Genomic DNA, 19,853 nt, shown 5'->3' on the forward strand with positions numbered 1-19,853 from the left:
GCACGACGCAACGCCCGCTGCGCACACAAAAAACCCGGCCTTCGAGCCGGGTTTTTTATTGGCGCCGCGTTCGGGCAGCGCCGGGCCGTTCGCGCGGCAAGCGCCGCGCTGCCGTCATGCGCGCTTGTCCGAGCGGTGCTCGTCGAAGAAATCCTGGACGACCGCGATCTCCCGCGTACGCTTGAACGGCGGCAGGCTCTGCCAGATCCGGCGCCCGTAAGGCTTGTCGACGAGCCGCGTGTCGCAGATCATCAGCACGCCGCGATCCGTCTCCGCGCGAATCAGCCGGCCCGCGCCCTGCTTCAGCGTGATCACGGCCTGCGGCAGCTGATGCACGGCGAACGGGCTCAACCCCTTCTTCGTCAACGCGTCGAGCCGCGCGGCCAGCACCGGATCGTCCGGCGGCGCGAACGGCAACTTGTCGATCACGACCAGCGACAGCGCATCTCCGCGCACATCGACGCCTTCCCAGAAACTCTGGCTGCCGACCAGGATCGCATTGCCGTACGCACGGAAGCGGTCGAGCAGCTCGGTGCGGCTCGCGTCGCCCTGCACGAGCAGCGGCGTGTTCCAGCCGCGCGATTCGATCACGTCGCGCAGCTTCGACGCGATCCGGTCGACCGCGCGCAGCGTCGTGCACAGCATGAACACGCCGCCGCCGGATGCCTCGATCGCCGGCAGTGCGGCATCGAAGACGGCATCGGTAAATGCCGGCGACGACGGCTGCGGCAGGTTGCGCGGCACGTACAGCAGCCCCTGCGACTGATAGTCGAACGGGCTGGCGAGCGTCATCGAGCGGCGCGAGCTGAGGCCCATCTGCGCCGCGTAGTGCGTGAAATCGCCGCGCACCGACAACGTGGCCGACGTGAACACCCATGCGCGCGGCGCGCCGGCGCGCTGCTTCGCAAAGATCGGCGCGACCGACAGCGGCGTTTCATGCAGCTGGACGGTATGCGCGAACACCTCGACCCAGCGCACCTTCTCGTTCGGATCGCCGTCGGATGCCGCCTTGTCGCCGGCCGCTGCCGCGTCGGCCTTCGCGGCCGCCTCCGTCGCACCGGGCGCGACCCAGCCGGCCAGCAGGTCCTGCAGCTCACGGGCGCGCCGCAGGCACGCGCCGAGCGATTCCGCGCGCTCGGCCTGGCTCGCCAGCGCCGACGCGAGCGCGTCGAGCGCAGCCTCGAGCGCATCGAGCGCACCGAACATCGGGTGATCGTCGCCGAGCTGCGCGAGCGACATGCGCACGATCTGGTCGTTCGCGAACGCAAGGCGCAAGTCGCGCGCCGCCCGCTCGAGATCGCCGCCGAGCTTCACCCACTCGACCGCATCGCGCGCATGGCTCAGGCCTTCGGCCACCGTGTCGCGTGCGAGCTCGAGGATCTGCGTGGTCGACAGCGTCTCGCCGAAGAACAGCGTCGCCGTCTCCGGCAACTGGTGCGCCTCGTCGAAGATGACCGTGTTCGCGTTCGGCAGCAGTTCGGCCATCCCCGTGTCGCGCAGCATGATGTCCGCGAAGAACAGGTGGTGATTGACGACGACGACGTCGGCCTGCTGAGCCTCGCGCCGCGCCTGCATCACGAAGCATTCCTTGTAGTGCGGGCATTCCTGGCCGAGGCAGTTGTCGCGCGTCGACGTGACCATCGACCACACGGGCGCCGTTTCCGGCACGCTCGCCAGCTCGGCCTTGTCGCCGCTCTTCGTGATCTTCGCGAAGCGGACGATTTCCTGCAGATAGGCGGTATCCTGCCGCGACGGCAACCGGCCGTTGTCGGCCGTGCGTTGCAGGTAATAGTGGCACAGGTAGTTGGAGCGCCCCTTGAGCATCGCGACCGACACCGGCACCGCGAGCGCATTGCGCACGGTCGGGATGTCGCGCAGGAACAGCTGGTCCTGCAGGTGTTTCGTGCCGGTCGACACGATCACCTTGCCGCCCCACAGCATCGCGGGCACGAGATACGCGTAAGTCTTGCCGGTACCCGTGCCGGCCTCGACGATCAGCGTGTTGTCGCCTGTGTCGGTGTCGGCTTCGGCTGCCGCGGCACCGTCCGCACCCGAAGCGGCCGCCGTGTCGCCTTCGCCGAGGCGGCGCGCCGGCCGCTTGCGGGTCTCGAAGATCTCGGGCTCGGGCATCCGGCGTGCGGAGGCTTCCATCGCCGACGCGACCGCGCGCGCCATCTCGATCTGCGACGTACGCGGCCGGTAGCCGTCGAGTGCACGCGCCAGCAACCCGCCAACACCGAAGATCGTGTCGAGCTCGTCGACGCGCTTGCGGCTCAGCTCGAAGGTGCCTTCGGGCGCACGAACGCGTCCGGCGGACGTCGTGTCACGCCGGTCATCGGGGGTGGCTTCAAGCGGTGAATTCAAGGCAAGCGTTCCTGTGTCCAGCGCCCGGGCGGCGCCGGCGCTTGCCAGGCCGCGCTCAGGCGCGCTTATCCGGTTCGAGCTGCGATTGCAGCAAAATGATTTTGTCCTTGGCCGCCAGCTTTTCCTTCTTCAGCCGGTGCAGCGTGATGTCGTCGATGTCGGAGTGTCCTTCCTTCAGCTCGATCTCCCGAGCGAGCTGCTGGTGCTGCTCCTGCAATGCAGCCAAACGGTTGTGCAATTCCTGCTGCTGTTCCGTGTGACGGTTTTGCATACTTGCCTCCTCATCGAAGCAGCGCGGCGGCTGGCGTGCCGACGCGCCCGAGACTGATCCCGATCAATCCAACACGTTACTGCCCCTGCTGTTGCTGCTGCTTGGCCTTGTCGGCCGCTTCCTGCTGACGCCGCTCGACATCCGCCTTGTGCTGCGCGGCTTCCTGCTGCTTCTGCTCGTAGCGCGCGGCGTTGTCCGACCGCTCCTGCGCCTTCTGCGCAGCCTGCTGGTGCGCCTGATCGAGCTTCTGCTGGAAATCCGCCTGCTTCTGGCCGTATGCCTGCTTGCTCGCCGCACGTTGCGGCCCTTCCGCGCCGCGCTGCGCCTGCTTCAGTGCATTCTGCTCCTGCTTGTCGCGGAATGCAGCCGCGTTTGCCGCATCGTTCGCCGCGCGCTGCGGCGCTTCCGCCGCATCCTGAGCCTGCTTAAGCGCCTGCTGCTGGTCGCGCTGCTGCGCACGCACCGCGCGCTGTTCATCGTTGAGCGCGAGCTGCTCCTGCCGAATGCTGGCCCGCTCGTCGCGCATCTGATCGCGCGCCTTGCCGAGACAGTGATTGACGAAGAACTTGCTGTAGCAATCGTGCTCGGCCACCGCATAACGATAATCGTTTTCGGCGGAGCGCTGATTGAGCACTTTTTGACGGGCGTCGAAATCCGGGGCGGCGGAGGCGGCAACGGGCGTGGTCGCAACGGCATCCGGCGCGCGGGCGCCCGAGGCCTGCGCGAACGCGCCGGAAGGCCCGGCAGACAAAGCCGCGGCGAGCGCTGCGCCGAGCGCGACGAGAGAAATGCGGGAAGTTGGCAACGTCGTAGGAAAGCTGCGGGACATGTGTCAAATTCTATCACCCCCGGCTGGACGCTCTGCCATTTATGGCAAAATGCCCCGCTTCACTCACCCGCGGCATCCGGCCCGCCGGGCCCGCCACGCAGCCCGCCGCTCCGGGCCTGCCGGCCCTCGCCGCGATTTCAGCAGGCAGATAGACCATCCACGACATGACGGAAACCGTAGCACTCAAGATCGTACAGCGCATCGCAACCGAACTGTCCGTCCAGCCGCGCCAGGTCGCGGCGGCCGTGCAACTCCTCGACGAAGGCTCGACCGTTCCGTTCATTGCCCGGTACCGCAAGGAAGTGACCGGCAACCTGGACGACACGCAGTTGCGCCAGCTCGAGGAACGCCTCCTGTATCTGCGCGAGCTCGAGGATCGCCGCGCGACAATCCTGTCGAGCATCGACGAGCAGGGCAAGCTGACCGACGAGCTGCGTGCCGCGATCGACGCAGCCGACAGCAAGCAGGTGCTCGAAGACCTTTATCTGCCGTACAAGCCGAAGCGCCGCACGCGCGCGCAGATCGCCCGCGAAGCCGGTCTCGAGCCGCTCGCGCAGGCGCTGCTCGCGAACCCGCTGCTCGACCCGCAGGCCGAGGCGGCCGCGTACGTCGACGCCGACAAGGGCGTTGCCGACGTGAAAGCGGCGCTCGACGGCGCACGCGACATCCTGTCCGAACAGTTCGGCGAGACGGCCGAATTGCTCGGCAAGCTGCGCGACTACCTGCACAACCAGGGCGTCGTGTCGTCGGCTGTCGTCGAGGGCAAGGAAAACGAGGAAGGCGAGAAATTCCGCGACTATTACGACTACGCGGAAACGATCAAGACCGTGCCGTCGCACCGTGCGCTCGCGCTGTTCCGCGGCCGCAACGCCGGCGTGCTGACGGTCAAGCTCGGCCTCGGCGAAGAACTCGACGCACAGGTGCCGCACCCCGGCGAGGCGATGATCGCGCGCCATTTCGGCATCGCGAACCAGAACCGCCCGGCCGACAAATGGCTGTCCGACGCCTGCCGCTGGTGCTGGCGCGTGAAGGTGCAGCCGCATATCGAGAACGAACTGCTCACGCAACTGCGCGAAACGGCTGAAGCCGAGGCGATCCGCGTGTTCGCGCGCAACCTGAACGACCTGCTGCTGGCTGCGCCGGCCGGCCCGAAGGCCGTGATCGGCCTCGACCCCGGCCTGCGCACGGGCGTGAAGGTCGCGGTCGTCGACCGTACCGGCAAGGTGCTCGCGACCGACACGATCTACCCGCACGAGCCGCGTCGCGACTGGGACGGCTCGATCGCTAAACTCGCACGCATCGCCGCGCAGACGCAGGCCGAGCTGATCAGCATCGGCAACGGCACCGCGTCGCGCGAAACCGACAAGCTCGCGAGCGAACTGATCGCGAAGCATCCGGAGCTGCGCCTGCAGAAGATCGTCGTGTCGGAAGCCGGCGCATCGGTCTACTCGGCGTCCGAGCTGGCCGCGAAGGAATTCCCGGAACTCGACGTGTCGCTGCGCGGCGCCGTGTCGATCGCACGCCGCCTGCAGGATCCGCTCGCCGAGCTCGTGAAGATCGAGCCGAAGGCGATCGGCGTCGGCCAGTACCAGCACGACGTGAACCAGCGCGAACTCGCCCGCTCGCTCGACGCCGTCGTCGAGGATTGCGTGAACGCGGTCGGCGTCGACGCGAACACCGCGTCGGCTCCGCTGCTCGCCCGCGTGTCGGGCCTGAACGCGACGCTCGCGCGCAACATCGTCGACTACCGCGATGCGAACGGCCCGTTCCCGTCGCGCGAGCACCTGCGCAAGGTGCCGCGCCTCGGCGACAAGACCTTCGAGCAGGCCGCCGGCTTCCTGCGCATCAACGGCGGCGAGAATCCGCTCGATCGCTCGTCGGTGCACCCGGAAGCGTATCCGGTCGTCGAGCGGATGCTCGCGAAGATCAGCAAGCGCATCGACGACGTGCTCGGCAACCGCGAAGCGCTGTCGGGCCTGTCCCCGACGGAGTTTGTTGACGAACGTTTCGGCCTGCCGACCGTTCGCGACATCCTGTCCGAACTGGAGAAGCCGGGCCGCGATCCGCGCCCGGAATTCAAGACCGCGACGTTCCGCGAAGGCGTCGAGAAAGTCTCGGATCTCGTGCCGGGCATGACGCTCGAAGGCGTCGTGACGAACGTCGCCGCATTCGGCGCGTTCGTGGATATCGGCGTGCATCAGGACGGCCTCGTTCACGTGTCCGCGATGTCGACGAAGTTCATCAAGGATCCTCACGAAGTCGTGAAGGCCGGCCAGGTCGTCAAGGTGAAGGTGCTCGACGTCGACGTGAAGCGCCAGCGCATTGCGCTGACGATGCGCCTCGACGACGACGCGGCAGCGCCCGGCATGTCGTCGCGTAGCAGCCAGGATCGCGGCAACGCGGGGCGCGGCGCCGCCCGCCCGCAGCGTTCGCGTGAGCCGGAACCGGCCGGTGCGATGGCCGCGGCATTCGCGAAACTGAAGCGCTGAACACGCGAAAATCGCCGATACACAAGAAAGCCCGCCGCAAGGCGGGCTTTTTTATTCCGTCGACACAAAGTCTCAAGACGCCGGATGAAAGCCGGATAGGTGCGATTTCGTCACCATTTCCCCGCTTCCGATCGGCGAATTAAACAATTCGCGTAATGGCGTGCATTTTCTTGACGCTTCTGAAACCACACATAAAATAAATTCGCGAACGTTATTTCAACGCGCTCCACAGGCGCACCGACCTTTCCGATCGCCAACAGCGTTCCCCGCGGCAATCGCTTACGCCGCGAGTGTCAGGCTTCCCGACTTTCAGCACCACTTTACGCAGTCGATTCGCGGCACATGAAATCCGGAATCCGCTTCGGCAACCGAGCCGGTTCGGATTCGCATCAATGGATCGGGGAATCATGAAAGCAGATGATCTGGAAACCGAACTGGCCGCATTGCGCATTCCCGTTTTCGATGTGCCGTGGGCCGGCGCCTGTTCGCCGCACGTCGAGCGGATCGAATCACGCATGCTCGAATGGGCCGACGCATACGGCCTGCTCGTGTCCGACGCCCATCGGGAGCGCGTCGTCCGCACCCGATACGGCTGGCTCGCCGCGCGCTGTTATCCGAACGCCGACCCTTCTCTGCTGCAGGCGCTTGCCGATTATTTCGTGTGGTTCTTTCTCGCCGACGACCTGTTCGTCGATCGCGTGGAGCCGGTCGGCCCCGATACGCTGCGCAACCTGACCGCGATGATCGACGTGCTCGATTACGAATGCACGAGCCCGCAGCCGGTCTACGGCGAGCGGGCGTGGTTCGACGTGTGCCAGCGCCTGCGCGCGCGGCTGTCCGCCGAGCATTTCGCGCGCTTCGCGCAAGGGATGCGCCTGTGGGCCACCACCGCCGGATTGCAGGTCCTCGGCCACCTGAAGGTCGAGCCGGTCGCCGTGACGCAGTACGAAACGATCCGGCGCCACACGAGCGGCATGAATCCGTGCCTGGCGCTGGCGGACGTGGCCAATTCCGGCGCCGTCCCGCCCGACACGTTTCACCGGCCCGACATCCAGGCACTGGGCCGCCACGCAAACCATATCGCCTCCTGGAGCAACGACGTCCAGAGTATCGGTGTCGAAGCACGCCAACCGGGCCAGCTCCGGAACATGGTGATGGTCCACGCGGCGCGCGGTCATTCGCTGCAGACCGGCGTCGACTACACGGCCGCCCGCGTGCGCGCCGAGATCGGCGAGTTCGTGCAGTGCGCCGACGCGCTGGTGCAACACGCCGACTCGCGCGTGCGCGGCCTCGTCGACGGCTACCGGTACTGGATACGCGGCTATCTGGATTGGGTGACGCGGGACACGCAGCGCTATGCGGCTGCGTTCGCGGTGCGCGATTCGGACGATCGCGGCGCGATCGCGCTGTCGGAAAACGCGGCGCGCGGCTGAACGGCCCGCGCGCCGCATCCGGTCAGATCTCGATCTTCGTACCGAGCTCGACGACGCGGTTCGCCGGAATCGAGAAGAAGTCGGTCGGTTTCGCGGCGTTCTGGTGCATCCACGCGAACACGCGTTCGCGCCAGATCGACATACCGGGCAAATGCGTCGGTACGACCGTTTCGCGCGCGAGGAAGAACGACGTGTCCATCAGCTCGAACGTCATGTCGTGCGAACGACCGAATTCCTCGAGCACGGCCTTCACGTCCGGCGTCTCGTTGAAGCCGTATTCGGCCTTCACGATGTACAGGCCGCCGCCCGCATCGCGCGAGGTCTGGCGCTTGTCGTCGCGCACGTAAGGAATGTCGCGCGTGACGAACGTCAGGAAAATGGTCCGCTCGTGCAGCACCTTGTTGTGCTTCAGGTTGTGCAGCAGGCTGACGGGCACGAGCTTGTCGTTGCCGGTCAGGTAGATCGCCGTACCCGACACGCGATGCGGCGGATGCGCGAGCAGCCCCTGCAGGAACGGCTCCAGCGGAATACCGTCGGCCGCCGTGCGCTCCTTCACGATGTGACGCCCCTTGTACCAGGTCATCAGCAGGAAGAACAGCAACGCGCCGATGCCGAGCGGCAGCCAGCCGCCTTGCGCGACCTTCAACAGGTTCGCGCCGAAGAAGCCGAGATCGATCGCGAGGAACACCGCGATGATCGCGCCGACCAGCAGCCGGTTCCAGTTCCACACCTTCACCATCACGACGCATGCGAGCACGGTCGTGATCACCATCGTCGCCGTCACCGCGATGCCGTATGCGGCCGCGAGGTTGTCGGAGCTCTTGAAGCCGACCACGATGCAGAGGATCACGAACAGCAGCAGCCAGTTCACGACCGGCACGTAGATCTGGCCGATCGCAAGTTCGGACGTATGCAGCACCTTCATGCGCGGCACGTAGCCGAGCTGGATCGCCTGCGACGTCAGCGAATACGCGCCCGAAATCACGGCCTGCGACGCGATCACGGTTGCGACCGTCGACAGCACGACGAGCGGCAGCAGCCCCCATTCGGGCGCCAGCAGGAAGAACGGGTTCTCGATCGCTTTCGGGTTCTGGATCAGCAGCGCGCCCTGGCCGAAGTAGTTCAGCACGAGCGACGGCATCACGAGCCCGTACGCGGCGATCCGGATCGGCTTCGCACCAAAGTGGCCCATGTCCGCGTAGAGCGCTTCCGCACCGGTCAGCACCAGCACGACTGAGCCGAGCACGACATAGGCCTGCAGCAGGTGGTCGGCCATGAACGATGCCGCGTAGTACGGGTTGATCGCCGCCATGATGCCCGGCACGCGCACGATGTGGTACACGCCGAGCGCCGCGATCACGATGAACCACAGCACCATGATCGGGCCGAACAGCTTGCCGACCAGTGCAGTGCCGTGACGCTGGATCCAGAACAGCGCGATCAGGATCACGATCGTGATCGGCAGCACGAGATGGGACAGGTGCGGCGTCGCGATCTCGAGACCTTCGACGGCCGACATCACCGAGATCGCCGGCGTGATGACCGCATCCCCGTAGAACATGCACGCCCCGAAGATCCCGAGCGCCATCAGCGCGCCCGCGACGCGGGTCTTCGAGTCGAGCGGCCGCAGCGACAGCGCCATCAGCGCGAGCACGCCGCCTTCGCCGTTGTTGTCGGCCCGCATCACGAACAGCAGGTACTTGACGCCGACCACCAGGATGATTGCCCAGAACAGCAGCGAGATCACGCCGAGAATCGACCCTTCGGTCAGCGGAATGCCGTGTGCGGGGCTGAACGCCTCTTTCAGCGAATACAGCGGGCTGGTGCCGATGTCGCCGAACACGACGCCGATGGCTGCTATCGCTAGCGCCCGCATCGAGTGTTGTTGCGTCGAATGCGGCGCGTGTGCGGCGTTGGTCGCGTGGATCGTGTCGTTCATATGAAGCGTAATAATCGGGTCCGGGTCGGACAAAACGAGCGCTATTCTACTCGCGCCCCCGTGAAACGCCGCCCTGCTCTGTTGCCTTGGAACCACGTGATCCACGCTGCGCATGCAATCCGGCGCGAGCTGTGGCAGGGCTGCCATCATAGCCGGGGCCGCGCCGTCTGCCTACCGGATCCGCGGAGCGCACCTCCCGGCGTACCCGTCACGCCAATAAAAAACGGCGCCGCAAGCGGCGCCGTACAAGGCTTTCCTTCGATCGGCCGGGCGCTTACGCGCCCGAACCGTCGCGCTGCGCGCGACCGCGCTTGATCCACGCCTCGAGGTTGTGCGGACGAACCGTGTCCCACTCCTCGAACGGCTGGTGAATCCACGGATTCGTCGGCAGGAACTGCGTGTGATAGTCGGGCTTGACCTTCGAGCAGCCCTTGTACCAGAGCACGGCCGAACGCACGGCCGTCACGGACGGATAGCGCTCCTTCAGGTGCTCCTGCACGCGTGCGAGCGTGACGCCCGAATCGACGAGATCGTCGACCAGCAGCACATTGCCCGCGAGGTTGCCGCGCGTCATCGTGATGTACTGCGCGATGTCGAGCTCACCCTGCTCGGTGCCGGCCGCTTCTCGGTACGAGCTCGTCGCGAGAATCGCGAGCGGCACGTCGTAGATGCGCGACAGCTGATCGCCGACACGCAGGCCGCCGCGCGCGAGGCACAGGATCTGGTCGAACTTCCAGCCCGAAGCGTGCACCTGGAGCGCGAGCAGCTCGATCAGACGGTGATACTCGTCCCAGCCTACCCACAGGTTCTTGTCGTCGTTGCGCGGATCGGTCATCAAATCTGCCGCCGTCATCGAAATTTGCTGCGTCATCTGGAAATTACACCTTGAACGGATGGCGGAGCAGGATCGTTTCGTCGCGGTCCGGGCCCGTCGACACCATGTCGACCGGCACGCCAGCCACTTCCTGGACGCGGGTCAGGTATGCCTGCGCGTTCGCCGGCAGCGCGTCCCACGTCTTGATGCCAACCGTGCTTTCCTTCCAGCCGGGGAACGTTTCGTACACGGGCTCGCAACGCGCCACATCGGCTGCGCCGCGCGGCAGGATGTCGACATCCTTGCCGTCGATCTTGTAACCGACGCACAGCTTGACTTCGTCGAGGCCGTCGAGCACGTCGAGCTTCGTCATGCACAGGCCCGACACGCCGTTGATCTGGATCGAGCGGCGCAGCGCAGCTGCGTCAAGCCAGCCCGTGCGGCGCGGACGGCCGGTGACCGAACCGAATTCCTTGCCGACGTTCGCGAGCGTGACGCCGACCTGATCCTGACGCTGCGGATTGTCCGCATCGTACAGCTCGCTCGGGAACGGGCCCGAACCGACGCGCGTGCAATACGCCTTCGTGATGCCGAGGATGTAGTTGAGCTTCTGCGGACCGACGCCCGCGCCGGCCGACGCCGCGCCCGCGACGCAGTTGCTCGACGTGACGAACGGATAGGTGCCGTGATCGATGTCGAGCAGCGTGCCTTGCGCGCCTTCGAACAGCAGGTTCTGGCCCGCGTTGTTTGCGTCGTACAGACGGCGCGATACGTCCGCCACCATCGGCTTCAGGCGGTCGGCGTAGCCGAGCATCGTGTCGAGCGTGGCCTGGAAGTCGACGGCTGCGGCGCCCAGGTACTGCGTCAGCACGAAGTTGTGGAAATCGAGGTTTTCGCGCAGGCGGTCGGCGAAGGTCTTCGCATCGAACAGGTCCTGCACGCGCAGCGCGCGGCGGCCGACCTTGTCTTCGTACGCGGGGCCGATGCCGCGGCCCGTCGTGCCGATCTTGCCCGCGCCCTTGCGCGCTTCGCGCGCCTGGTCGATCGCAATGTGGTACGGCAGGATCAGCGTCGTGGCTTCGGAGATGAACAGACGGTCGCGTACGTTCACGCCGGCTTCTTCGAGCTCGCCGATTTCCTTGAACAGTGCTTCGGGGGACAGGACGACGCCGTTGCCGATGTAGCAGGCGACGCCTTCACGCATGATGCCCGACGGAATGAGGCGCAAGATCGTTTTCTTGCCGCCGATGATGAGGGTGTGGCCGGCGTTGTGACCGCCCTGGAAACGCACGACGCCCTGAGCGTGGTCCGTCAGCCAGTCGACGATCTTGCCCTTGCCTTCATCACCCCATTGCGTTCCCACGACGACGACATTGCGCCCGGGAGTCACGTTCACTGCGCTGGCAGACATGTTGATTCGTTAGCTGGTTAAAAACGTATTCTACCTATGTTCGCGGGCGATTCCGAATTTTTCCGTTTCGCTTCAACGATATGCACGCCGAAGCACGGCCCGCGAACGCCTGTTTATCGGGGTTCGACCACCCATGCGCCGTTGCGCTCGACGAGCGAACGATCGCATGCGAATTCGTCGAGCACGTGGTCGTGGCCCGGCAGCGCCTGGATCACGACCTCGCCCGCATCGCGCAGCGCCGCGACGGCTGCACCCAGCGCGTCGTCCTGCGCCCACGGCGCGAGAATCGCGGTGCCGCGCGCCTCGACCGGCGAAATCCGTGCGAGCTCGCGCAGGTCGAGCGAGAAGCCCGTTGCCGGACGGGCGCGGCCATACGCCTGCCCCACGTGGTCGTAACGGCCGCCGCGCGCGATCGCGTTCGGCACGCCGTCGATGTATGCGCTGAACATTGCACCGCTGTGGTACGCGTAGCCGCGCAGGTCGGCGAGGTCGATCGCCACTTCGGCGCCCTTCGCCTGGGCCGCGAGCTGCGCCAGATCGTCGAGCGCCCGCGTGATTTCGGGCAGCACCGGCAAGCGTGCGCGCGCCTCGGCGAGCACGCTCGCGTCGCCGTACAGGCTCGGCAGCGCGCGCAGCGCGGCGCGCGTATCGGCGCCGAGATCGTCGGTGAGTTCGTTCAGCAGCGGCACGTCCTTGCCCGACAGCGCGTCGTACAGCGACTCGCCGCGCTCGGCGGCCTGCGCGTCGCGCGCCAGCAGCGCCGCGAGCACGCCCGCGTGACCGAGGTCGAGACGGATGCGCGACAGGCCCGCGAGATGCAGCGCGTCGAGCATCAATTGCTGGATCTCGAGATCGGCTTCCAGCCCGGCATGCCCGTAGATTTCGGCGCCGATCTGGATCTGCTCGCGCGTCGCATGCAGGCCGCGCGGACGCGTATGCATCACGTGGCCCGCATAGCAGAGGCGCGTCACGCCCTGACGATTCAACAGGTGCGCGTCGATCCGTGCAACCTGCGGCGTGATGTCCGCGCGCAGGCCGAGCGTGCGGCCCGACAGCTGGTCGACCAGCTTGAAGGTGCGCAGGCGCAGGTCGGCGCCACCGCTCGTCAGCAGCGACTCGAGATACTCGAGCAGCGGCGGCATCACCATTTCGTAGCCGTACGAACGGAAGCGGTCGAGCAGCCTGCGACGCAGCTCCTCGATCTTGCGCGCTTCCGACGGCAGTACGTCGGCGATATTCTCGGGAAGTAACCAGGTCGACATCGGTACGGTCCTACGACGGGAAACGGCGCGCGATACGCGCGCCGCAAGTTGAATCGGAACTTCGGAATCGGGCGGAACGGACCGCGGATGCGCAGTCCGGATCAGGTGGCGAGCAGCAGGAGTACGAGCCCGAGCACCATCACGATCAGCCCGCCGATCCGGATATGATGCGGCGGCCGCTCAGCTATTCTACGAAACGTGTCGCGCCAGGCGACGGGAAACACAAAGGGGAACGCCCCCTCGATGATCAGCATCAGCGCTACTGCGAGCAACAACGAGCCAGCCAGGTCCATGCGAGCGACGGCGCCGCTCGACGCGGCGCCCCAAGGTCAATGTTTGCGGGGAGCAGGCGCCGCCGGTGCGGCACCGCCCGTCGGGCTGCGCATGAAGCGGAAGAATTCGCTGTCGGGATCGACGACGATGATGTCGTTGCGCTTGAACGTGTTCCGGTAGGCCTGCAGGCTCGCGTAGAACTGGTAGAACTGCGGATCGCGGCCGAATGCGTCGGCGGCAATCGTCGCGGCCTTCGCGTCGCCCTCGCCCTTGATCGTCTGTGCCGACTTGTACGCGTTCGCGAGCACGGCCTGCTGTTCGCGTTCGGCATCGGCCTTGATCTGCTCGACGTCGGCCGCGCCTTCCGCGCGCACCTGCGTGGCCTGGTCGCGCAGCGCGCCGATCATCCGTTGATAGACGGCGTCCGTCTGCGCAGCCGGCAAGTCGACACGCGTCAGCTGGACGTCGACCACGTCGACACCGAAACCGGACGCCGTCGCCTTCACCGCATCGCGCGCCGCATCGGCAATCGCGCGCTGACCGCCGAGGGCATCGTCGAGCGTGCGCTTGCCGAACGCGTCGCCGAGTGCACTCTTCAGCGCGCCGGACAGACGCTCGGTGGCCGCTGCCGGGTCGCCGCCCGTCGCCGTGAAATATTTCATCGGATCGCTGATCCGGTACTTCACCGCATACGCGACGAGCAGGTCGTGCCTGTCTTCGGTTGCCAGCTGCAGCGGATCGGACGACTCGAGCGACTGCAGGCGCGTATCGATCAGCGTGGCCGTCTGCAACGGCGGCGGCAGCTTGAAATGGATGCCGGGGCCCGCGAGTTCGGGCTGTGCGCCGTCGCGCCCGGACAGCACGGCCGCATGGCGCGGATCGACGGTGAGGACCGTCGAGGACGCCGCGAAGGCAACGATCACGATTGCGACGACGAGCGCAATGATTCGGTTCATGTTCTGCGCTCTCCGTTACTTCGTGTCGTCTTCGCGCGACCGGCTGCGAAACGCTTCGCGCGATCGCAGCACATCGGCGGTCGATGCCGTGACGGCCGGTGCGGCACTCGCGGGCGCGGCTGCAGCTGCCGACGGCGCAGCGGCTGCCGGTGCGGACGCCGCATCGGGCGCGGATGCACCGGTCGACGCCGCGGCATTTTGCCGCCCCTGCTCGACGAGCTTGTCGAGCGGCAGGTACACGACGCTGTTGCCACCCTTGTTGCCGACGAACACCTTCGTCGCGTTCGAATAGATTTCCTGCATCGTCTCGAGGTACATCCGCTCGCGGATCACCGCGGGCGCCTTCGAGTACTGCGCGTAGACCTGCTTGAAGCGGTCGGCGTCGCCTTCGGCTTCCGTGACCACGCGATCGGAATATGCCTTCGCTTCGTCGACGAGCTTCGCGGCATCGCCCTGCGCCTTCGGCAGCAGGTCGGTTGCATACGCCTGCGCGGCACGCTTCGCGGCCTCGCGCTCGTCGCGCGCCTTCGCGACTTCGGCGTAGGCTGCCTGCGTCTGCTCCGGCGCCGCGACGCTCTGCATCGTGACGGCCGTCACTTCGAGGCCCGACTGGTAGCGATCGAGATCGCGCTGGATCGCGGTGGAAAGCTGCTCGCGCAGCGCGTCGCGGTCCTGGTTCAGCATGTCGGCCGCGCTGCGCGTACCGACGATCGCGCGCACCGCGGCCTGCGCGGCCTGCGAAACGCTGCGCTCGGGATCGATGCTGCGGAACAGGTAGTCGGTAGCGGAACGGATCCGGTATTGGACGATGAAGCGCACGTCGACGATGTCGGCGTCGCGCGTCAGCATCGCGGCTTCCTTCACGTTCGCGAGGCGCACGACATTGTTGCGGCCGATCTCGATCGAGCGGACCTGCGACGTGTCGACGATCTCGTGCGACGCGAACGGATACGGCGGGCGCCAGTGCACGCCCTGGCCGACCGTGCCCGACAGCTTGCCCAGCTGCAGCACGACGCCCGTCTGGCCTTCCTGCACGACGAACAGCCCGCTGCCCGCATAGACCGCGACCAGCACGCCGATCACGATGCCGACGCCGACGCGTGCGGCCCGCCCGTTGTCGGGACGGAAGCCGTTGCCGCCCTTGCCGCCAAAAAGGCCGCTCAGGCGCCGGTTGAAGTTGCGCCACATCTCGTCGAGATCAGGCGGACCATCGCCGTCGCCGCCGCCTTGCGGGCGCTTCGATTCATTCGGACGCGGACGGGATCCGTCCTTGCCATTGCCTTCGCCGCGTCCCCAGCGGGGATCGTTGATCGACAGCAAGGCGCGCATCCGCCGCCAGGTACTCCGCTCGTTGTATTCGTTCACCAGAGTTTGTTCACCAGATTAGACGCCGGCGAACCGGCCGGGACCGGTTAGCGCCCGTGTTCGGAGATCGTGTGGTCTTCGTGTGGTTCAGCGGACGCGCCGTCGAGCACGCCGTCGGATAACGTTGCGCTGGAGAGGTGTTCCGCGGAGGCGATCTCGGCGATGGCGGCGCGCAACGTATCAAGACCCTGACCGGTGCGCGCGCTCAAAAAGACGCGCGAAATATTACCATATTCGTCCCGCTCGACCGCGTCGCCCCGGGCCGCCAGCTCGGGCACGGCGTCGATCTTGTTGAACACCAGCACCTGCCGGATCGTGTCCGCGCCGATCTCGTGCAGCACGCCGTTGACCTGCTCGATCTGCTCGAGCCTGACCGCGCTCGACGCATCGACCACGTGCAGCAGCAGATCCGCATGGATCGTTTCCTCGAGGGTCGCGCGGAAGGCCGCGACGAGCTGGTGAGGCAGCTCGCGGATGAACCCGACCGTATCGGATACGACGATCTGGCCAACCTCGTCGCCGAGGTACACGCGCCGCGACGTCGTATCGAGCGTGGCGAACAGCTGGTCGGCCGCGTAGGCCTGCGCTTTCGTCAGCGCATTGAACAGCGTCGACTTGCCCGCGTTCGTATAGCCGACGAGCGACACCGACATCGTGCCGCTGCGCGCGCGCTGCCGGCGCTGCGTGCTGTGCTGGCGGCGCAGCCGGTCGAGCCGCGACTTCAGCATCTTGATGCGTTCGCCGATCAGCCGGCGGTCGGTTTCGAGCTGCGTTTCGCCAGGGCCGCGCAGGCCGATACCACCTTTTTGCCGCTCAAGGTGGGTCCACGCGCGAATGAGCCGTGTCGACAGGTATTGAAGCTGTGCGAGCTCGACCTGCAGCTTGCCTTCGTGGCTGCGGGCGCGCTGCGCGAAGATGTCGAGGATGAGACTCGTGCGATCGATCACGCGCCTGTTAAGTGCCTGCTCCAGATTCCGTTGCTGGGCGGGCGCCAGTGCGTGATTGAAGATGACGATTTCGACGTTGTGCGCGTCGCAGGCAAGCCGCAACTCTTCGGCTTTGCCGCTGCCGATGAACATCTTGGCATCGGGGCTGGAACGACGACCCGTGAGGGTGACGGCGGGACGGGCCCCCGCACTGGAGGCGAGAAGACTGAGTTCTTCGAGACTGGCTTCGAAATCGGTCTTGCCGAAATCGATGCCGACGAGCGCTGCGTTGATCAAATTATCGGGTGTCAAGATAAGGCGGCTGGCATCGGTCGCTCGCGGCGACCGGATGCCGGCCGCTGCGATAGGTTAGGACGTGGCTTCCGCGTCCGGGTGGAAATTCACCGGGCGCGCCGGCACGACCGTCGAGATGGCGTGCTTGTAAACCATCTGGGTCACCGTATTACGGAGCAACACGACGTACTGGTCGAACGATTCGATGTTCCCTTGAAGCTTGATGCCGTTGACGAGGTAAATCGAAACGGGAACGTGCTCTTTGCGCAGTGCGTTCAAAAACGGGTCTTGTAACAATTGCCCTTTGTTGCTCATGGCGTACTCCATCTTTTTTTGCAGGTTGATCTGGACTGGCGACGAAGAAAAAGAGATCCGGCGCCAATCGCTACACTATAGCTGATTTTGCCTGCCCCGCCCGGGCGTAGGCCATGCGGCCTAGCCCTTGCGGGACGTGCTTCAGCCCTTGTCCGCGTACGGGTTGTTCGACGAACGGAACTCTATGCGCAATGGAGTCCCGGTGAGTGAGAAAGTTTCGCGGAATCGGTTTTCCAGGTAACGCTTGTACGTTTCGGTCACCGCATCGAGCGCGTTACCGTGGATGACAATCAGCGGCGGATTCTGGCCGCCCTGGTGCGCGTAGCGCAGCTTCGGACGCACCGGGCCGCGACGGCGCGGCTGCTGGAACTCGACGGCCTCGATCAGCGCGCGCGTAAGCTTCGGCGTCGGCAGTTTCGCCATCGCCGCCGCGTACGCATCGTCGACGGAGCGCATCAGTGCGCCGATGCCGGTCTTCTTCGCGGCCGAAATGTAATGCGATTTCGCGAAGTCGAGGAATTTGAGCTTGCGGGTCAAATCCGCTTTCGCACGATCGCGCGCGTGATCGTCGAGGCCATCCCACTTGTTGACGCCGATCACGAGCGCACGGCCCTGCTCGACGACGAAGCCGGCGATGTGCGCGTCCTGGTCGGAGATGTCCTGTTGCGCATCCAGCAGGAGAATGACGACGTTCGCATCCGAGATCGACTGCAGCGTCTTCACGACCGAGAATTTCTCGATCGCCTCGAACACCTTGCCGCGACGCCGCAGGCCCGCGGTGTCGATCAGCGTGTATTTCTTGCCGCTCCGCTCGAAGTCGACGTAGATCGAATCGCGCGTCGTACCCGGCATGTCGAACGCGATCACGCGCTCCTCGCCGATCAGCGCATTCACGAGCGTCGACTTGCCGACGTTCGGACGGCCGACGATCGCGATCTTGATGCCGCGCGACGGATCGTTCTCGTCCGCTTCCTCGGGCTGACCCGCGTACGCGACTTCCAGCGCCTCGTTGATCATGTCGGTCACGCCGTCGCCGTGCGCGGCCGAGATCGCACGCGGGTTGCCGAGCCCGAGCTCGTAGAAGTCCGTCGCGACGGCCGTGTATTTCATCCCCTCGGCCTTGTTGACGACGAGGAAGATCGGCCGTCCGGTCTTGCGCAGGTAGTCGGCGATCGACTTGTCCTGCGGCGCAAGGCCGTTGCGGCCGTCGACGATGAACACGACGACGTCGGCTTCCTCGACGGCCTGCCGCGTCTGGCGCGCCATCTGGTGCAGGATGCCGTCCTTCGCGACGGGCTCGAAGCCGCCCGTATCGACGACCAGGTAGGGCCGCTCGCCGACGCGCCCTTCGCCGTAATGGCGATCGCGCGTCAGGCCGGGCAAGTCGGCGACCAGCGCATCGCGCGAGCGCGTGAGCCGGTTGAACAGCGTGGATTTCCCCACATTGGGGCGCCCAACGAGGGCAATGACCGGTTTCATCTGTGTTTTCTACGGTGAAGCGCAGCAGCGGGAGGCCCGCTGCTGCGGGCGGCTGCGCTGAATGAAAATATCACGAATTCGCGCCGCGCCGGATGCGCGCGCCGGGCGCGCATTGCGCGCCGTCGTCTTTCGTTTCGAACTGCCTTTCAAATACCGAGCGGCCGGGAGCACCGGCCGCCTTCAAGTCGCGCGGCCGCGGCGCGCGGGACAAGCCCGTCGCGCCGCGGCCGCGCATGTTTCCTGCATTTCAGCGCGGACGGAATCCGTACAGGCCGCCGTCCTTCGTCTGCACGACCAGCGTATTGCCCGCGAGGACCGGCGCTGCCGCAATCGCGCTGCCGTCGGTCTTCATCCGCGCGATGAAGCTGCCGTCTTCACGCGACAGGAAGTGCACGAAGCCCTGGTAATCGCCCATCACGACCGCGTGCCCGAGCAGGTACGGCACGCCGACGTCACGGCTCTTCAGCTTGTCGTTGCGCCACAGCTGGTTGCCCGTCGCCGCGTCGTACGCGGTCACGACCGACCAGTCGTCGCCACCTGCGACCACCGAATCGTCCTGAGCCAGACCGCTGCGGCTCGAGAACGGCTTTTCCCACAGCGGACGGCCCGAGTTCGCATCGAAACAGCCGAGCTGACCCTGGAACGTCACCGCGCAGGCTTCCGCCCCCACGAGCGTCGGCGGGCCGCTGACGTCGTTGATGCGCTCGACTTCGGTCACGCCCTTCGGAAACGATACCGGAGTCTGCCAGAACGGCTCGCCCGTCTGCAGGTTGATCGCAATGAGACCGCCGCCCGGGAAGCCCGCCAGCACGGCCGCATCGCCCGCGAACGTCATGCCGGCCGACACGCGCAGGTTCAGCGGCACCGCGCGGTTGCGGTAGTTCCACTTCTGCTCGCCCGTCTGCGCGTTGAACGCGATCACCTGGCCGTCGATCGTGCGGACGATCACGAGACCGTTGCCGACGAGCGGCGGCGAGAAGATCTCGCCCTGCACCGAGGTTTTCCACAGTTGCTTGCCGTCCGGGCCCAGCACGAACACGCCGCCCTTCAGCGCGCCGACCGCGGTCAGGTTACCGTCGCTGCCGACACCGGCCGACAGGTCCGAACCGACCTTCGAGCGCCAGAGCGTCTGGCCCGTCTTCGCATCGATCTTCTCGACCGAACCGTTTTCGCCCGCCGCATAGACGGCGTCGCCCACGGCCACCGGCGAGAACAGGTAGCGCCCGCCCTTGCCGACGCTCGCCTTCCAGACCTGTTGCACGTCCATGACAGGCTTGAACTCGGTGAGCGGCGTCGGCACGCGGCGCGCGTCCTTCGACGACGAGCAGGCCGCCAAAGCGAGGACAGCCGCCGCGCAGGCAACGGGCACAGCGTAACGTTTCAGCAAATTCATCGGTTAGCGAAGCAGAGTTAAGAGGTTGAGGGGACCGGAA

The 19,853-nt window shown here is 66.1% G+C and carries 16 protein-coding genes; 2 read left to right on the forward strand and 14 right to left on the reverse strand.

All coding sequences use genetic code 11. The features are described from left to right. Positions 1 to 114: 114 nt before the first annotated feature. The 3 genes from yoaA to AC5LXK_RS09580 form a co-directional block, all read right to left on the reverse strand. Complete coding sequence (gene yoaA / locus AC5LXK_RS09570) at positions 115 to 2,364, reverse strand: DNA repair helicase YoaA (protein WP_493388642.1); 2,250 nt, start codon at positions 2,362 to 2,364, stop codon at positions 115 to 117. Between the two features lie 55 nt (positions 2,365 to 2,419). Then, positions 2,420 to 2,635 (reverse strand): HP1242/YdcH family protein, encoded by a 216-nt coding sequence (locus AC5LXK_RS09575; RefSeq protein ID WP_006478692.1) that lies wholly within the window; start codon positions 2,633 to 2,635, stop codon positions 2,420 to 2,422. Positions 2,636 to 2,711: 76 nt separating this feature from the next. After that, positions 2,712 to 3,464, reverse strand: coding sequence for a hypothetical protein (locus AC5LXK_RS09580; RefSeq protein WP_493388643.1), 753 nt, complete (start codon positions 3,462 to 3,464; stop codon positions 2,712 to 2,714). 164 nt (positions 3,465 to 3,628) lie between these two features. Between AC5LXK_RS09580 and AC5LXK_RS09585 the strand changes: the two genes are divergently transcribed. After that, entirely contained in the window at positions 3,629 to 5,953 is a 2,325-nt protein-coding gene (locus AC5LXK_RS09585; protein ID WP_493388644.1) for a Tex family protein, read from the forward strand. A 407-nt stretch (positions 5,954 to 6,360) separates the two neighbouring features. Beyond that, positions 6,361 to 7,386 (forward strand): terpene synthase family protein, encoded by a 1,026-nt coding sequence (locus AC5LXK_RS09590; RefSeq protein ID WP_493388645.1) that lies wholly within the window; start codon positions 6,361 to 6,363, stop codon positions 7,384 to 7,386. A gap of 22 nt (positions 7,387 to 7,408) precedes the next feature. Here the strand turns inward: AC5LXK_RS09590 and AC5LXK_RS09595 are convergent, their stop codons facing one another. From AC5LXK_RS09595 to bamB, 11 genes are all read right to left on the reverse strand, one after another. Beyond that, on the reverse strand, positions 7,409 to 9,325 hold the full coding sequence (locus AC5LXK_RS09595) for a potassium transporter Kup (protein WP_493388646.1): 1,917 nt from the start codon (positions 9,323 to 9,325) through the stop codon (positions 7,409 to 7,411). 274 nt (positions 9,326 to 9,599) lie between these two features. Next, positions 9,600 to 10,196 (reverse strand): phosphoribosyltransferase, encoded by a 597-nt coding sequence (locus tag AC5LXK_RS09600; protein WP_059234022.1) that lies wholly within the window; start codon positions 10,194 to 10,196, stop codon positions 9,600 to 9,602. A gap of 7 nt (positions 10,197 to 10,203) precedes the next feature. Continuing rightward, positions 10,204 to 11,550: an adenylosuccinate synthase gene (locus tag AC5LXK_RS09605; protein ID WP_493388647.1), complete on the reverse strand. Its 1,347-nt coding sequence runs from the start codon at positions 11,548 to 11,550 to the stop codon at positions 10,204 to 10,206. Between the two features lie 113 nt (positions 11,551 to 11,663). Beyond that, entirely contained in the window at positions 11,664 to 12,812 is a 1,149-nt protein-coding gene (locus AC5LXK_RS09610; protein WP_034181290.1) for an ATP phosphoribosyltransferase regulatory subunit, read from the reverse strand. A 101-nt stretch (positions 12,813 to 12,913) separates the two neighbouring features. Next, positions 12,914 to 13,105, reverse strand: a complete 192-nt coding sequence (locus AC5LXK_RS09615) for a DUF2065 domain-containing protein (protein ID WP_006478685.1) — start codon at positions 13,103 to 13,105, stop codon at positions 12,914 to 12,916. 36 nt (positions 13,106 to 13,141) lie between these two features. After that, positions 13,142 to 14,041 (reverse strand): protease modulator HflC, encoded by a 900-nt coding sequence (gene hflC / locus AC5LXK_RS09620; protein WP_493388648.1) that lies wholly within the window; start codon positions 14,039 to 14,041, stop codon positions 13,142 to 13,144. A gap of 15 nt (positions 14,042 to 14,056) precedes the next feature. Beyond that, a complete protein-coding gene (hflK, locus tag AC5LXK_RS09625; RefSeq protein ID WP_493388649.1) occupies positions 14,057 to 15,406 on the reverse strand; it encodes an FtsH protease activity modulator HflK in 1,350 nt (449 codons plus the stop codon). A gap of 47 nt (positions 15,407 to 15,453) precedes the next feature. After that, a complete protein-coding gene (gene hflX / locus AC5LXK_RS09630; RefSeq protein WP_493391212.1) occupies positions 15,454 to 16,629 on the reverse strand; it encodes a GTPase HflX in 1,176 nt (391 codons plus the stop codon). A gap of 72 nt (positions 16,630 to 16,701) precedes the next feature. Further along, positions 16,702 to 16,941, reverse strand: coding sequence for an RNA chaperone Hfq (gene hfq, locus AC5LXK_RS09635; protein ID WP_047901242.1), 240 nt, complete (start codon positions 16,939 to 16,941; stop codon positions 16,702 to 16,704). A 141-nt stretch (positions 16,942 to 17,082) separates the two neighbouring features. Further along, complete coding sequence (gene der, locus AC5LXK_RS09640) at positions 17,083 to 18,420, reverse strand: ribosome biogenesis GTPase Der (RefSeq protein WP_493388650.1); 1,338 nt, start codon at positions 18,418 to 18,420, stop codon at positions 17,083 to 17,085. Positions 18,421 to 18,667: 247 nt separating this feature from the next. Then, the gene (gene bamB / locus AC5LXK_RS09645; protein ID WP_493388651.1) at positions 18,668 to 19,813 is read right to left on the reverse strand and encodes an outer membrane protein assembly factor BamB; all 1,146 of its coding nucleotides are present in this window, start codon (positions 19,811 to 19,813) and stop codon (positions 18,668 to 18,670) included. Between the last annotated feature and the right edge of the window lie 40 nt (positions 19,814 to 19,853).

The organism is Burkholderia pulmonis (assembly GCF_984667975.1).

Excerpts from the sequence above, each read along its gene's own strand:
- AC5LXK_RS09575 (WP_006478692.1), bottom strand. The coding sequence starts at position 2,635 with ATGCAAAACCGTCACACGGAACAGCAGCAGGAATTGCACAACCGTTTG.
- AC5LXK_RS09580 (WP_493388643.1), bottom strand. The coding sequence starts at position 3,464 with ATGTCCCGCAGCTTTCCTACGACGTTGCCAACTTCCCGCATTTCTCTC.
- AC5LXK_RS09585 (WP_493388644.1), top strand. The coding sequence starts at position 3,629 with ATGACGGAAACCGTAGCACTCAAGATCGTACAGCGCATCGCAACCGAA.
- AC5LXK_RS09590 (WP_493388645.1), top strand. The coding sequence starts at position 6,361 with ATGAAAGCAGATGATCTGGAAACCGAACTGGCCGCATTGCGCATTCCC.
- AC5LXK_RS09595 (WP_493388646.1), bottom strand. The coding sequence starts at position 9,325 with ATGAACGACACGATCCACGCGACCAACGCCGCACACGCGCCGCATTCG.
- AC5LXK_RS09600 (WP_059234022.1), bottom strand. The coding sequence starts at position 10,196 with ATGACGCAGCAAATTTCGATGACGGCGGCAGATTTGATGACCGATCCG.
- AC5LXK_RS09605 (WP_493388647.1), bottom strand. The coding sequence starts at position 11,550 with ATGTCTGCCAGCGCAGTGAACGTGACTCCCGGGCGCAATGTCGTCGTC.
- AC5LXK_RS09610 (WP_034181290.1), bottom strand. The coding sequence starts at position 12,812 with ATGTCGACCTGGTTACTTCCCGAGAATATCGCCGACGTACTGCCGTCG.
- AC5LXK_RS09615 (WP_006478685.1), bottom strand. The coding sequence starts at position 13,105 with ATGGACCTGGCTGGCTCGTTGTTGCTCGCAGTAGCGCTGATGCTGATC.
- hflC (WP_493388648.1), bottom strand. The coding sequence starts at position 14,041 with ATGAACCGAATCATTGCGCTCGTCGTCGCAATCGTGATCGTTGCCTTC.
- hfq (WP_047901242.1), bottom strand. The coding sequence starts at position 16,941 with ATGAGCAACAAAGGGCAATTGTTACAAGACCCGTTTTTGAACGCACTG.
- der (WP_493388650.1), bottom strand. The coding sequence starts at position 18,420 with ATGAAACCGGTCATTGCCCTCGTTGGGCGCCCCAATGTGGGGAAATCC.
- bamB (WP_493388651.1), bottom strand. The coding sequence starts at position 19,813 with ATGAATTTGCTGAAACGTTACGCTGTGCCCGTTGCCTGCGCGGCGGCT.